Consider the following 15,161-nt stretch of genomic DNA (forward strand, 5'->3'; position numbering starts at 1 on the left):
ACAGAAAGAGGAAAACATATGCAGTTAGGAATACGTTTACATGATATCAAAAAAGCACCACTTGAGGAGCGCCTTGCAATCGCAAAGGAGCAGGGGTTTTTGTGCGGACATCTGGCACTCTCAAAAGTAATCACGGAATATCCGGTGGATGATGGGGCACTGACTCCGGGGTATGCAATGTACTTGAAAAAAATATTTGCAAAAAACGATCTTGATATTGCCGTACTGGGATGTTATTTAAACCTTGCAAATCCAGATGAAGGACAGCTTGCAAAGATCACACACCGTTATCTGGCGCATATTCGGTTTGCATCACTGCTTGGCGTCGGGGTAGTCGGAACAGAGACAGGTGCTGTCAACGAGGCATATAAGTTTGAGGAAAAAAATCACTCGGATGAGGCGCTGGATATTTTTATACAGAATGTGAAACCGGTGATTTCCTATGCAGAAAAAATGGGCGTTATTTTTGCAATCGAGCCGGTGTGGAAACATATCGTATGCAATCCGAAGAGAGCGCGGAAAGTGCTTGATGAGATCGCGTCTCCAAATCTTCAGATCATTTTTGATCCGGTCAATCTTTTGGATATCAGCAATTATCAGAACAGGGATGTGATCATAGAAGAAGCGATAGAGCTGCTTGGAGATGATATTGCAATGGTCCATATGAAAGATTTTGTGGTGCAGGATGGGAAACTGGTGTCAGTCGCTGCAGGAACAGGTGAGATGAACTATGAGAAGATTATTCGTTTCATTAAGGAGAGAAAGCCGTATATACATGTGACGCTTGAAAATACAACGCCGGAGAATGCAGTACAGTCTAAAGAATATATTCAGGGATTGTATGATTCGTGCCGGATTTAAAAGAAGTTTTTTAGAAAAAATCAGGCTGGGAAGAAAGTAGGATTGCATTCCTGTGATATAAGATGTAAAATAAAATTGATAATATAAAAAAGAGGAGAATAAAAATGTTAAGAAAACAGACAAAAAAGATTTTAGTTGTTATGCTGTTTGCGCTGACATTAGTTCTTGCCGGAAGAGTTGATGCGAATGCACAGACTGCTGCACCGGCAGGCGTGAAACAGGTAAAAGCGGGCAGCAGTTCTGTAACAGTGCAGTGGAACGCTGTTATGCAGAATGATATCTGCTATTATTACCGCGTCAGTGATGATGCAGGCTTTAAGAGCAATACCACCAGAAGCAAACGTAATTATAATGCATCCGAAAGTTATATTTCCGGTCTTTCTGCGGGAAAGAGTTATTATGTCCAGATCGGAACATCTACAACAAAATCATCCAGTGCACCGGATGATACTGCATGGTCAAAAGCGATCGAAGTTGTGACAGTTCCGGAGCAGGTGGTATCGAATTCTGTAAAACAGACCGGAGCAGGCACGACATCCATTTCGCTGAGCTGGCAGGCTGCTTCCGGGGCAAACTGTTACAAACTGACCTGTTATCAGAGTGGAACGAGCGAAAACAATGCATCAGAGATTGTTTCCAAAAAGAACAGTGTCAAGATCACAGGATTAAAGAAGAACAGTCGTTATCAGGGACATATTTATGCAGGAAGAACAAGCAGTACAGGTTATACCGCATATGCAACTTCCGGTGGTTATTATTCAAATTCAGCAGTGACACCTACTAAGATCACAGGTGTAGAGAACACGGCTTTTTATCCGGCATCAAATGCTGCATATTTTGAATGGAAAAAAGCAAATGCTGCAAATGGTTATGAATATATTATTTATGACAATTCCAAAAAGAAAATTTATTCGGGCTCATGTACTTCAAGTGCCTCACTCCGTGTTTCTACAAATAAATTAAAAAAAGAACAGTTTTACCAGATCAAGGTAAGAGGTTACGTTAACTTAAGCAATAACAAGAAAGCATATGGTGAATGGTCTGACGTACTGTATTTTGCAAAGGATCCGTCTTACAAACTGTCTGTAAAGACTTCCAAAAAAAAGATTCAGTTAAACTGGAAGAAAGTGAAAGGCGCATCAAATTATACGGTATATATTTCCGATAAACAGAACTCTGGTTACAAAAAGGTTGGAACCTATAACAGCAAAAAGACAAGTGCAACTATCAGAAAATTCGGGAAAAAGGCATTAAAGAGCGGAAAAACTTATTATGTAAGAATTGACGCAAGTAAAAATGTAAAGGTAAATAAAAAATCAAAGACTTTCAAGAATACGCAATATTATACATGGAAGGTTAAGGTAAAATAGGAAAAAGGAAAAATCCAAAAGACTGGAATGCAGATCCGGTCTTTTGGATTTTTTGTTTCAGTGGAAATTCCAGACACAAAAAAACTGCCATATCAAATCGGATACGACAGTTTTTTCAGTGTTCAAAATTAAGCTCTTTCAACTTTGCCGGATTTCAAACAGGAAGCACATACATATAATTTCTTAGGTGTTCCGTTTACTTTACAGCTCACACGCTTGATGTTTGATTTCCACATTCTATTTGATCTTCTATGAGAATGGCTGACATTATTTCCGAAATGAGCGCCCTTTCCACAAACTGCACATTTTGCCATAGTTTTGCACCTCCTTGTAATTCACTAAGTCTGCCTGTACTATCAGACTCACAACATGTTTATTCTAACAGATTCATTTTTATATTGCAAGCAAATTTTAAAAAAAATATTAAAAATAGTAAACAGGACTAGGAATTTTGGTAAAAAGCGGTTATAATAGACAATAAACTAGCGTTAATATGGCTTTGAAAGGAGCAGGAACGTATATGAATGGACATATGGATACCCAGTTGGGAAGAGTTTCAATAGACCCGGAAGTGATTGCAACCTATGCAGGCTCTGTAGCAGTGGAGTGTTTTGGCATTGTAGGTATGGCTGCTGTCAATATGAAAGATGGTCTGGTGAAGTTACTGAAAAAAGATTATTTGACACATGGTATTAATGTAGCGATTGACGAGGATAATAAGATCACGATTGATTTTCATGTGATCGTATCCTATGGTGTCAGCATCAGTACGGTTTCCGACAATTTAATCGAAACGGTAAGATATAAGGTAGAAGAGTTTACCGGACTGGAAATCAAAAAAATTAATATTTACGTCGAAGGCGTGCGTGTAATTGATTAAGGAGGACATAGAAGGTGGAAATCACTACGATAAATACTGAGCTTGTGGCGAAGATGTTTCTTGCCGGAGCAAAGAATCTGGATGCAAAGAAAGAATGGATCAATGAGTTGAACGTATTCCCGGTTCCGGATGGTGATACCGGTACAAATATGTCAATGACGATCATGTCGGCGGCAAGAGAGGTAAGTGCGTTGGAAAAACCGGAGATGAAGGCGCTGGCAAAAGCTATTTCATCCGGTTCTTTAAGAGGAGCGAGAGGTAACTCTGGTGTTATTCTTTCACAGCTGTTCCGTGGTTTTACCAAGGTGATCGCAGAATATGATGAGATCAATGTACAGATTTTATCAGATTCTTTCCAGAAGGCCGTTGAGACAGCTTACAAGGCTGTTATGAAGCCAAAAGAGGGAACAATCTTAACCGTTGCAAAAGGGATGTCTGACCGTGCGTTAGAACTTTGTGATGATACAGAAGATCTGGTATATTTTTGTGAAGAGGTCATCAAGGAAGGTGACCGTGTGTTGGATCTGACACCGGAGATGCTGCCTGTTTTAAAACAGGCAGGTGTTGTGGATTCTGGCGGGCAGGGACTGATGCAGGTCATGAAGGGTGCAATGGACGCACTGCTCGGCAAAGAGGTAGATTATACCATTGAGGGCGCTGAAACAATCAAAAAGGCACCGGAGAACACAGGAACATCCTATAATATCGAAGCGCAGGCAAATCAGGAGATCAAATTTGCATATTGTACACAGTTCCTTATCATGCTTGACACACCGATCACACTGCAGCAGGAGAATGAGTTTAAGTCTTATTTAGAGACGATCGGTGATTCCATCGTTGTTGTCGCAGATGATGAGATCGTAAAGGTACATGTACATACCAACGATCCAGGACTTGCAATGCAGAGAGGACTTACCTATGGTTCCCTGACAACGATCATCATTGAAAATATGAAGTTAGAGCGTGATGAGAAGATTTCCGCCCTGAAAGAAAAAGAGATGCAGTCAGCCGGCATTCCGGAGGAAAAAGAGGAAAAACCGGCAGAACCTCCAAAAGAGATGGGATTTATTTCCGTCAGCATCGGTGAGGGAATCAACGAGATCTTTAAAGGTCTTGGTGTCGATTACATCATTGAGGGTGGTCAGACCATGAACCCAAGTACCGAGGATATGTTAAATGCCATTGAAAAAGTAAATGCAAAGACGGTATTTATTTTGCCAAACAACAAGAACATTATCCTTGCGGCAAATCAGGCAGCATCCCTTGTGGAGGATAAAAAGATCATTGTCATCCCGACAAAGACGATCCCACAGGGTATTACTGCGCTGATCAATTACATTCCTGACAGTACACCGGAAGATAACGAGCAGCGCATGAGTTCTGAAATCTCCATGGTAAAGACCGGTCAGGTTACCTATGCAGTCCGTGATACGGTGATCGATGACAAAGAGATCAAACAGGATGACTTTATGGGTATCGGCGATTCCGGTATTCTTTCCGTAGGACAGAATTTAGAGCCGACGGTTATGGATATGATGAAACAGTTAGTCGATGAAGATTCTGCAATCGTCAGCATTTATTACGGTGAGGACACGAAGGAAGAAGACGCCAATGCACTTGGTGAGAAGATTGGAGAGGCATTCCCGGATGTCGAGATCGAGGTTCACTATGGCGGACAGCCGATCTACTATTATGTGATTTCAGTAGAATAAGAATGGAGTAAAAATGGATCGCAATTCCCCTTTAAGAGAAATTAAAGGTGTCGGCGCCAAAACAGAAGAATTATTTCATAAGATAGGAGTATACACCGTAGGTGATATACTCCTTCATTATCCCCGGACATATATACAGTATCCGCAGGCAAAACATGTGGATGAGGTACTCGACGGGGAACAGGCGGCGGTTCTTGGACGGATCACAAGAACACCGGTAGTGCGGAAGGTGCGCACCATGCAGATCACAGTTACGACGATCAGTGAGATGGGAGCCTCCTTAGAGCTGGTATGGTACCGGATGCCTTATATGAAAAATAATTTAAAAGTCGGCAGCACTTACATTTTTTATGGAAAAGTCAATAAAAAGAATGGAAGACTTGTCATGGAACAGGCAGCAATGTTTACCGAAGAACAGTATGCTTCCATGGAACAGGTGTTTTTGCCGGTATACACACTGACAAATGGGCTTTCCAATAACCTTGTCACAAAGACGGTGCGTGCGGCACTTGGAGACGAACATTTGTTTATGGATTATCTGCCGCATGCCATCCGCGAGAAATACGGTCTTTGTGAGTATAATTATGCCATCCGCCAGATCCATTTCCCGGAGGATATGGAGACACTCATTACTGCGAGAAGGCGGCTTGTGTTTGACGAATTTTTCCTTTTTATTCTAAGCATGCAGTATCAGAAGGAAAAGCACGTTAAAGAAAAAAACGAGTTTGTTTTTGCGGAAGATGATTTTACAGATGAACTGATAGAGCGGCTGCCTTATGAACTTACCAACGCACAGAAAAAGGCACTTGCGGATGTAAAACGCGATATGCGTTCCGAGACGGTCATGCAGCGTCTGATCCAGGGTGATGTAGGTTCCGGTAAAACGATCGTTGCGTTTCTTGCGATGGCAGATACCGCCCACAATGGCTACCAGTCTGCAATCATGGCACCGACGGAGGTGCTTGCAAGACAGCATTATGAGTCCTATCAGAGCATGTGTGAACAGTTTGGACTCCATATTCCGATCGTGCTTCTGACAGGTTCCATGACGGCAAAACAGAAACGCCGTGCATATGAGGCACTAGAGGTTTATTCGAATGCTATGATCATTGGGACACATGCGCTGATTCAGGAGAAAGCAATCTATCAGAATCTTGCGCTCGTGATCACCGATGAACAGCATCGTTTTGGAGTGCGTCAGCGGGAGACTTTTGCCGGAAAAGGAACAGAGCCTCATGTGCTTGTCATGAGTGCAACACCGATCCCGCGTACTTTGGCAATTATTATTTACGGTGATCTGGATATTTCTGTGATTGATGAAGTCCCGGCAAAACGGCTTCCAATCAAAAACTGTGTGGTTGACCAGAGATACCGCCCCAAGGCATATGCTTTTATCGAACATGAAATACGGGAGGGACATCAGGCATATGTGATCTGTCCGTTAGTGGAAGAGAGTGAAAATATGGAAGCAGAAAATGTCACCGATTATGCAAAACGTCTGCGGGAAGAACTGCCGGAAGACATTGTGATCGGCGTTTTACATGGGCAGATGAAAGCAGAGCAGAAAAATAAGATCATGGATCAGTTTGTAAAAAATGAGATCCAGGTACTTGTTTCCACAACGGTTGTCGAGGTCGGGGTCAATGTGCCGAATGCGACGGTCATGATGATCGAGAATGCAGAACGGTTCGGGCTTGCACAGCTTCACCAGCTAAGAGGACGTGTCGGAAGAGGAGATGTCCAGTCGTATTGTATTATGGTCAATGCCTCAGACAGCAAAAATTCCATGAAGCGGCTTGATATTTTAAATAAATCCAACGATGGATTTAAGATTGCAAGCGAAGATTTAAAACTCCGCGGACCGGGAGATTTCTTTGGCATCCGCCAGTCCGGTGAGATGCAGTTTTTACTGGCGGATATCTATCAGGATGCGTCTGTATTACAGCAGGCATCTGAGGAGGTGCAGGATCTGCTTGCGACAGACCCGGAACTATGCGAGGAAGAAAATATAAACCTGCAGCACTATCTGGAAATTTTCTTTGAAGATCAGAAGAGCAGGCTCAATCTTTAAAAATTGATTTTATGATAGATTTCATTTACATACTGCCTGTAAATTGGAAATAATAATACGGTTACAAAAACGGGAGCTTTCCTATGGAAAGCTCCCGTTTTTGTGTGCCCAAAGGCATAGATCCTTGCGGATCATAGATCTTAGTGGCTCGAAGAACCGTCATTTACAGCAAAAATTATTTGTGGCAAAATTATTTGCCTGACATCTGTCTCTCCTGCGCCTCGATCATTTTCTTAACCATATAACCGCCGACAGAACCGTTCTGTCTGGAAGTAAGGTCACCGTTGTAACCGTCCTTTAAAGGTACGCCGATCTCGCTTGCTACCTCATATTTGAAACGGTCTAATGCACTTTTTGCTTCAGGAACTGCTGCTCTGTTAGATGAACGACTTGCCATAATAGTTTCCTCCTTTAGTGTGTGATACATCTTTTGTTTTATAAGGTATCATTTGTATGATTTGAACAAACGCCGCGTTAATCATAGGTTCCGCGGCGTTTGTACTTTGCTGCGGTGCTTTTGATCACGTTTTGTTTTGTTCAGTGATAGTATGTGAAATATTACAGCAGCTAAACATGCATTTTTTGTCAAAAAAGCAAGTAATATCCGCAACAAGTGATACATAAACTTTAAATTTTCGGTACAGAATGAAAAGGCTGTTTGCGACAAAATATTTTATTGAATTATAATAAAATTTGTAAGCGCTTACAAAAAATATTTACAAACTGGATTATATAAGCTATGATAAGAGTAAAGTGATTTGTGTGAACCGGCTCATAATACAAGGGGACAAAACACACGGGAGAAGGAGAAAACAGTATGGATAAGATTGAAAAATACATCGATGAACTTTTAGAAAAGAGTACGCCGGATCGTCCAATCTGGAACATTGAAAAGATTTTACAGGGGAAAAAATCAACCTGGAATTACATCGATGGATGTATGATCAAGGCAATTTTAGAGATGTATGCCATCACAAAAGATGAAAAATATTTTTCATTTGCGGATCATTTTATTGACTGCAAGGTCATGGAGGATGGTTCGATCAAAGGATATTCGGTGGAAGAATTAAATATTGACAATGTAAACGCAGGTAAGACGTTGTTTGAACTTTATGACCTGACAGGAAAAGAGAAATACCGCAAGGCAATCGATCTTGTTTACAGTCAGATCCAGAAAATGCCTCGTACAAAAGAAGGAAATTTCTGGCATAAAAATATTTATCCGAATCAGGTCTGGTTAGACGGCCTTTATATGTGCCAGCCGTTTTACATGGAATATGAGACGCGTTTTCATGACAAAAAAAATTATGACGATATTTTTTCACAGTTTTTTAATGTGGTAAAGAATATGCGCGATCCAAAGACAGGACTTTATTATCACGCATATGATTCCTCAAGAGAAATGTTCTGGTGTGACAAGGTAACCGGTCTCAGCCAGAATTTCTGGCTCCGCGCATCAGGATGGTATTCCATGGCTCTGCTCGACACGTTGGACAAAGCGGATGCATCTGTCGGGGAACCATATGAGAAAATGAAACAGATTTTTGTGGAGCTGATGGACTCTATGTTAAAATATCAGGATGAGAGCGGTATGTGGTATCAGGTTGTAAATGTCGGCGGCATGGATCGCAATTATCTTGAGACAAGCGGAAGCTCGATCATGGCATATGCACTGTTAAAAGGTGTGCGCCTTGGATTCCTTCCGGAAAGTTATCGTACCTATGGCGAGAAGGCATTTCACGGTATTTGTGAGAAGTACTTATCGGAAGATGAGAATGGTGAACTTCATTTAGACGGAATCTGTCTGGTTGCAGGACTAGGCGGTGCGAACAGACGTTCCGGAACTTTTGATTATTATATGTCCGAACCGGTCGTTAAGGATGACGCAAAGGGCGTTGGTCCGTTTTTACTTGCTTATACAGAGATGAAACGATTGGAAATGTAAAATAAATCAGAACATTTGCCGGCAAAGGAAAAAGGAGCAGATATGAGCAGTAGTAAACAAACAAAATTTAGTGGAACAAAGGCAGCAGGCGTAAGTATTCTTGCACTTTGTCTTCTGGCATTTTCGCAGCTTTTGGCACTTCTGATCGGAAATATGCTGGTGGCAGGCGGAATGTCAGCGGTGACAGGAAATATTTTCACTGGAATTTTATATGTGGGTCTGGTACTTGGAGGAGTCTTTCTGATCTGTAAAAAAATGTTAAAAATACCAATGGCAGATTTTAAGATCGGGAAACCGGATCTGTATCCGTTTTGGATCATCGCCGCTTTTGCAATGCCACTGTTGGTGATTCTGATATACCAGTTATTTGCAGGAACGTGGCAGCAATCAACCTTAGAAGCAGAAACATTAAAACAGCTTGTTGCCGGAAGTGTTGCATATTTAGGATTGGCAACCGGAATCGTGGAAGAAACGGTATTCCGCGGAATTATTATGAGTTCGGTGGAATATGCATGGAACCGGAAAATTGCAGTGATAGCTCCATCTGTCCTGTTTGGCTGTCTGCATATTGAAGAAGGAATGAGTATTCCCGGAATGATCCAGGTAGTGATAGCAGGAAGTCTCGTTGGAATCCTGTTTTCTCTGGTGACCTGCTATACCGGAACGATCTGGTATTCTGCACTCATGCATGGAATCTGGAATTGTCTGATGATCGGAGGACTGATTCATATCGGATCTGCGGCAGATAGTGCGGTCTGGTATAATTATGTTCTTGATACCGATTCTTTTCTGTTGACAGGTGGAGATTTCGGTGTGGAATCTTCTGTTATTTCCATAGCAGCGTACCTGATTTTTGCAGTGATCGCATTTTTGTTACTGCAGAAAAGGAAAGAAGCGTAAATTACTCAATCATTGTAAGCGAAAAAAACGCAGTCGTGAATCGTATAAAAATTCACGGCTGCGTTTTTTTCATGATAATGGTTTGGTTCGCGAAGCGTGTATTCTATTGCTTACGATGATAGTGTTTTGCACGCAGGTCATGGCGTATTGGATTATTGATTTATTCCACCAGTGTCAGACCGGAGATATCCGGGTGTACCGTCAGTGAGAAGTTGGTGTAATATACCACAAAACCCGGAGCACTTCCGTTTGGCTTTTTCACATTTTTCTTCTGGAGATAATCGATCTCGATCTTGTCACTGTCTCTGCCGCTGGAATAATAACCGGCAAGTTTTCCTGCCTCCTCAAACATACGGTCCGGCAGATCTGTCTCGTTATTTGTTTTCACAACGACGTGGGAGCCCGGCATTCCTTTGGCATGGAACCACCAGTCGTTTCCGGTTGCAAATTTAAATGTCAGTTCTTCATTCTGATAATTATTTTTTCCGACATACATATGATAGCCGTCTGAGGAAATATAATGGAACGGTTTACTTTTGATCTTTGCTTTTTTGTCAGTGCGTTTCCGCTTAATGTAGCCATATTCCACCAGTTCTTCCTTGATCTGTACCAGATCGTCCTCGGTCAGGGCGATATCAAGAGATGTGGCAATGCTCTCTAAGTGGTCGATCTCAGATTTCGTTTCTTCAATCAGGTCGGTCAGTGCCTCGTAAGTACGTTTTAATTTTCCGTATTTATCGAAATATTTCTGTGCATTTGCTTTGGCGTCTAAGGTCGGGTCAAGAGGAATCTTTACGTTTTCGTTCGTATAGTAATTAAGCGCTTCCAGTTGTTTTGCACCTTCCTCTAAATCGTAACCGTAGGTGTGGATCAGTTCACCGTATACTTTGTATTTATCCCTTTTTTCTGTATCTTTTAACTGTTTCTGCTGGAGCTGGTATTTTTTACGGTTACGCTCTAACGCAGTGGACACAATTTTTCTTAAGTCGACAGATTTCTGGCGGATGCGCGTGTAAATATTTTTGGAAGCATAGTATTCCTCCAGAACTTTGGATATCGAATCGTATTCCGTCATGGTATAAGCATTCGTGTCAGCATGATCCGTGTTCTGCATAATTTTTTGATCCAGAGCAGTGTGCACATATTCGGACAGACGAAAACAGGAAAAATCGATCGGTTCCCTGCCGCGTGTGATGATATTTGGGCAGTAATTGTGATTTTTTACATCTTCCATCATCCATGAAAAGTTATGGAACAGGTGTTTCTTGCCGTCTGCATCGAGCGAATCTACCGGCATATCTCCGTCGATCGAAGCACGGTAACAGATCTCGTTTGCAATCACAGGGCTGATCCCGGTAAAAGAGCCATAAATTGCCTTTGTGATGGAAACAGGTTTTTTCATGACAGATTCCATGAAAACTTCTTCTGTAACTTCAAGCGGATTTAATTTGTCCTCCTGCGTGGCTGGAATGCAGTAAGCCCGTCCCGGAAGGACCTCACGCACGGAACTCATCATGGAGGATACATGCTTGATGCTGTCAATGATCGTGCCGTCGGAGCTGCAGAAAATAATGTTACTGTGTTTTCCCATCAGTTCCACGATCAGTGTTTTCTGGCACAGATCACCCATTTCATCGAGGTGCTCGATATCAAAACGAATGATACGTTCCATGTGAGGCTGGTAAATTTTTATGATCCGCCCGTTTGCAATGTGCTTGCGTAACAGCATACAAAAATTTGGTGCTGTCAGCGGACTTGGTTTGTTTGTTTCTGTCAGATACAGAAAAGGCAGCGAAGCACTCGCTGACATGGCAAGACGGAACTGCCCGTTACTTCCTTTTAAGGTAAAAAGAAGCTCGTCGTTTTCCGGTTGGGCAATTTTGCTGATCTTTGCATTTAAAATTGTTTGATTCAGTTCATATACAAGATTGGATATTACTAATCCATCAAAAGCCATTTTTAGATCTCCTTTCGGAATGTGTTTCCACGGATTTCCCGCAGAATGATATTATAACGGATTTTTAGCATAAAAACAACGCTGTTGGAATGTTTATTTGTTGACACATTATGATGAAACATATATAAGTATTGCATAAATTCATTTAAATACAATAACTTGTCAAAAAAGTCAGAAAACAGATGAAATAATCAAAAATAACGATGATTTTGATAATTTACATGTCTGGATAGTAATTATTTTCATTGGCAGATATTGTATTGGAAGATGAGGTGTAGTGCGTGAAATTGGGAGAATGAGAAATGGAGGATTTGCGTATGGTAAAACAGAAAAAAAGTATTGTGTTAATGGCAAGAGTGCTGGTGTTAGCATTGCTGATCGGTGTATTTGCATCTGTTCCGTCAGAGCAGACATTTGCAGCCGCAAATAAGGCTCTTCGTTCAAAAGTTGTATTCAATGGAGATAAAGAATCTGATGCAGCGTGGATGAATAACAATTATGTTATGCAGGCAGGTTACAAAAAAGCTTCAAAAATAAAGAAAAATATGAAAATGTCTGCAAAAGTGTATGTTCCGGCAGCAGCCTTAAAAATGAATGGAGATACCGTACATGTGGATGCGTGGATAGGTCTGGAAAATAGTAAAAACGGTAATTATGTTGGGGATATCCGTACAAAATATACGGTAATGCTGATCAAAGATGGCAAAAAAATGCGTGTCGCACTGTGGGATCCGGCGAAGGAAAAAGAGTGTAAACCTGGGAAAACAGCCAGCTATAAAAAATCCGGAAAATATTATGTGATCACGATCAATGATATGCCGCTGGAAAATGTTGTTTATAAGGATGAACAGACATCGAAAATTAACACAAAAACGAAATATAACCTAGGGCAGGGGATCGGTGTCATAGGCACCTGCTCAAGGACCAGCGGATATGTATATGTGGATGATTTAAAGATTTCAAGAGTGACTACGCAGAAGATTACATTTAATAAAAAAGACTATAAATGGTACAGTGGATGGCATTTGGATAAAAATTATTCTTTAAGGGTTATAACTATTAAATAATAACCTGTCTGTAAAGAAATAAAAGTATGGCAAAAATGGGAGCTCGAATCGAACTTCCATTTTATATTAAAAATAAATTACAAATATAAAAATAAAATTAAATAAATGAAAAGGTCTTTTTTTATAAAAAAAATTTGCTATACTAAATTCGTATATGAAAGATTAAGACATCAATACAATCTTGGTATTCTATATGTCGGTTTTATAGGTAAAGACGGCATATCTGAAACAATCTTTTTTATTCATTACAGATACTTTTAAGAATATTCCATGGTAATGAAAGTGAAAACTGTGCTTTTATCTGCACTATACAAGAACTGTACCTTGCTACGAAAATAAAACTTGTAGCTAATATCTGAACCTTGACAACAAATGTTTTCAACAATTATGAAAGCATCACTAAAAAGCAGTCACAATATTGGCTGCCGACAGTGAAATATGGATGATACAAAGATTGACTAACCTTGGGCTTCTACATGATAACCATGTTTCTCTAATTCCCGTATATAGCGGGAAAGCTGCTTTTGCTCACAGTTTTTGCGTCGAGCCTCAAAACAGGATTCGTCAAAAAGAGTTCCCTGTTTTAGCATGGTGTAAATGATGACAAGTAGTTTCCTGGCAAGTGCAACAATTGCTTTTTTCGCACCTTTTTTCTGTTTGATTCTCCAATACCAAGCAGAAAGATAGGTATTCCGTTTTCCGGCAATTACCCAGGCAATTTCACAAAGCATACTTTTTATGTATGGATTGCCTTTTGTGACAGAGGTGCTCTTTCGCTTCCCGGCACTTTCATTATTCCCGGGACACAAGCCAGCCCATGAACAGATGTGCTCTGCGGTTTTAAATGGTTTCATATCAACACCGATTTCAGCAATAATTGCACAGGAAGCGGTGGTACTTATCCCGTAAATACTATTCAGCTGTTGCACCTGAAGAATAAACGGTTCTATATCCTGTTCGAGATCTTTTTCGATTTCATTCAGATGCTCTTTTAGGGAGTCATAATGGTTCATGAGGATTTTGAGGAATTTTTTCTGGTGTTCTGAGAGGGTTCCATTTACAGACATGAGGATTTCATCTATATGGTTTCTTGTCTTTGTTTTTAAGCAGGAGTCCAAAGCAGTCCGGTCAATTTGCCCGTGCTCGATCAAGTGCAGGATGATGTTCTTGCCGGAAGCACCAAAAATGTCAGAAATGAAAGAGGACAGGCGAAAGCCGGAGCTTTGCAAAAATTTCTCAATCCTGTTTTTCTGGGATGTAATATCACGGATGATACTCTTGCGGTAGCGGTTTAGATCACGGAATTCCCGGATTCTTTTTTCAGGAATAAAGCTGCCGTTCAGAAGTCCGGCGCGGAGCAGGGTGGAAATCCACTCGGAATCCCGCATGTCTGTTTTTTTGCCGGGAACGTTCTTCATATGGCGTGCATTTACAACCAGTAAAGTAATATCACCAGAGAATGCGTCCTCTAGTATCTCATAAATAGGCATCCAGTAAATGCCCGTGCTTTCCATAGCGACATGATGGCAGTTTCGGGAAACGATCCAATCCCGTAAGGCAATCATGTCTGGGATCAGGGTAGAGAATTCCCGAATTTCAGAATGTGTTGGCTTGCCCAAAGGGCCAGTCAGGATACAGGCAACGATTTTTTCTTTGTGGACATCCAGCCCACAGGAAATTTCCAGAAGGTCTTTCATGCGGAGCAACTCCTTTACAATAGAATTGGCAGGAGATTTGCCCGAGATAATGCGGACTTTGCTACTCGTGCTATCCATAAAAGGTGCGACAATATGCTGTGCTCAAGGGCAAAACATTTACGTTGACAAACGGGGTGCATATCCTCCAAGGTGCAATCAAACTTAATCCTACCTAAGACTATTATAAAGCAGAATAAGCAACAAAAAAATAGTGGAGCCAGACACCTCATTTTCATTACAGGCTGTGATAAGCTTTCATGATTCGTTGACAAATAAATAGGAAGATATTCGATCAGAGAAAGTTGCTTTTCCATTACATGACGTTTATAATAAAGAAAAGGAAAACAGATATAGTATACTGATCAAGGCAGCCGAAAGGACGGCTTTACCACTTAGATCTGCTCCGAGATTCGGAGAAAGGGGTGGTAGCATGGTTACATATAGTGATTTATTCACATTTGTTATTATGATATGTGCCATCATAACGCTTGTCAGAAGTGTCAGAAATGATACACATAATAAGACAAAAAAATAACCGTCCAGCTCCTGAGAAAAGTTGACGGTTATTTTTGTAACTTATAAACTTGTTTCACCGGAGCAGATAGGTATTTGCTTATCACCCGGCTGTCTTGATAGGTATATTATAAAAGTTTCCATTTCGTTTGTCAACGTCGTAAGTAAAAGAATCAAAAATAAAGGAT

Annotated in this window: 12 protein-coding genes; 8 read left to right on the top strand and 4 right to left on the bottom strand. The window is 41.0% G+C overall.

Annotation, left to right across the window (positions count from 1 at the left end):
• Positions 1-18 precede the first annotated feature (18 nt).
• A complete protein-coding gene (locus tag RIL182_RS09395; protein ID WP_006856026.1) occupies positions 19-861 on the top strand; it encodes a sugar phosphate isomerase/epimerase family protein in 843 nt (280 codons plus the stop codon).
• Positions 862-965: 104 nt separating this feature from the next.
• Positions 966-2,231: a fibronectin type III domain-containing protein gene (locus tag RIL182_RS09400; RefSeq protein WP_006856027.1), complete on the top strand. Its 1,266-nt coding sequence runs from the start codon at positions 966-968 to the stop codon at positions 2,229-2,231.
• A 128-nt stretch (positions 2,232-2,359) separates the two neighbouring features.
• Here RIL182_RS09400 and rpmB read toward each other — a convergent pair whose 3' ends face one another.
• On the bottom strand, positions 2,360-2,545 hold the full coding sequence (gene rpmB / locus RIL182_RS09405) for a 50S ribosomal protein L28 (protein WP_006856028.1): 186 nt from the start codon (positions 2,543-2,545) through the stop codon (positions 2,360-2,362).
• Between the two features lie 206 nt (positions 2,546-2,751).
• Here rpmB and RIL182_RS09410 point away from each other — a divergent pair, with 206 nt between their 5' ends.
• From RIL182_RS09410 to recG, 3 genes are read left to right on the top strand one after another with little or no spacing between them, the layout of a single operon-like run.
• Positions 2,752-3,111, top strand: coding sequence for an Asp23/Gls24 family envelope stress response protein (locus tag RIL182_RS09410; RefSeq protein WP_015560583.1), 360 nt, complete (start codon positions 2,752-2,754; stop codon positions 3,109-3,111).
• A gap of 14 nt (positions 3,112-3,125) precedes the next feature.
• Positions 3,126-4,823, top strand: coding sequence for a DAK2 domain-containing protein (locus RIL182_RS09415; RefSeq protein WP_006856030.1), 1,698 nt, complete (start codon positions 3,126-3,128; stop codon positions 4,821-4,823).
• A 13-nt stretch (positions 4,824-4,836) separates the two neighbouring features.
• Entirely contained in the window at positions 4,837-6,894 is a 2,058-nt protein-coding gene (gene recG, locus RIL182_RS09420; protein WP_134523263.1) for an ATP-dependent DNA helicase RecG, read from the top strand.
• 190 nt (positions 6,895-7,084) lie between these two features.
• On the opposite strand, the gene RIL182_RS09425 is transcribed toward recG, so the two are convergent.
• Entirely contained in the window at positions 7,085-7,291 is a 207-nt protein-coding gene (locus RIL182_RS09425; protein ID WP_015560581.1) for an alpha/beta-type small acid-soluble spore protein, read from the bottom strand.
• A 420-nt stretch (positions 7,292-7,711) separates the two neighbouring features.
• On the opposite strand from RIL182_RS09425, the gene RIL182_RS09430 reads away from it, so the two are divergent.
• Both RIL182_RS09430 and RIL182_RS09435 read left to right on the top strand, forming a co-directional pair.
• Positions 7,712-8,839, top strand: coding sequence for a glycoside hydrolase family 88/105 protein (locus tag RIL182_RS09430; protein ID WP_134523265.1), 1,128 nt, complete (start codon positions 7,712-7,714; stop codon positions 8,837-8,839).
• 42 nt (positions 8,840-8,881) lie between these two features.
• The gene (locus RIL182_RS09435) at positions 8,882-9,739 is read left to right on the top strand and encodes a CPBP family intramembrane glutamic endopeptidase (RefSeq protein WP_044998693.1); all 858 of its coding nucleotides are present in this window, start codon (positions 8,882-8,884) and stop codon (positions 9,737-9,739) included.
• Between the two features lie 160 nt (positions 9,740-9,899).
• Here the strand turns inward: RIL182_RS09435 and RIL182_RS09440 are convergent, their stop codons facing one another.
• Positions 9,900-11,696: an Rqc2 family fibronectin-binding protein gene (locus tag RIL182_RS09440; RefSeq protein ID WP_006856037.1), complete on the bottom strand. Its 1,797-nt coding sequence runs from the start codon at positions 11,694-11,696 to the stop codon at positions 9,900-9,902.
• 317 nt (positions 11,697-12,013) lie between these two features.
• Here RIL182_RS09440 and RIL182_RS09445 point away from each other — a divergent pair, with 317 nt between their 5' ends.
• On the top strand, positions 12,014-12,763 hold the full coding sequence (locus RIL182_RS09445) for a P-loop NTPase family protein (protein WP_242655487.1): 750 nt from the start codon (positions 12,014-12,016) through the stop codon (positions 12,761-12,763).
• Between the two features lie 458 nt (positions 12,764-13,221).
• Here the strand turns inward: RIL182_RS09445 and RIL182_RS09450 are convergent, their stop codons facing one another.
• Positions 13,222-14,460, bottom strand: a complete 1,239-nt coding sequence (locus RIL182_RS09450; protein ID WP_044998657.1) for an IS110 family RNA-guided transposase — start codon at positions 14,458-14,460, stop codon at positions 13,222-13,224.
• Positions 14,461-15,161 lie beyond the last annotated feature (701 nt).

The organism is Roseburia intestinalis L1-82, from assembly GCF_900537995.1.
GTDB classification, from domain to species: Bacteria; Bacillota; Clostridia; order Lachnospirales; family Lachnospiraceae; genus Roseburia; species Roseburia intestinalis.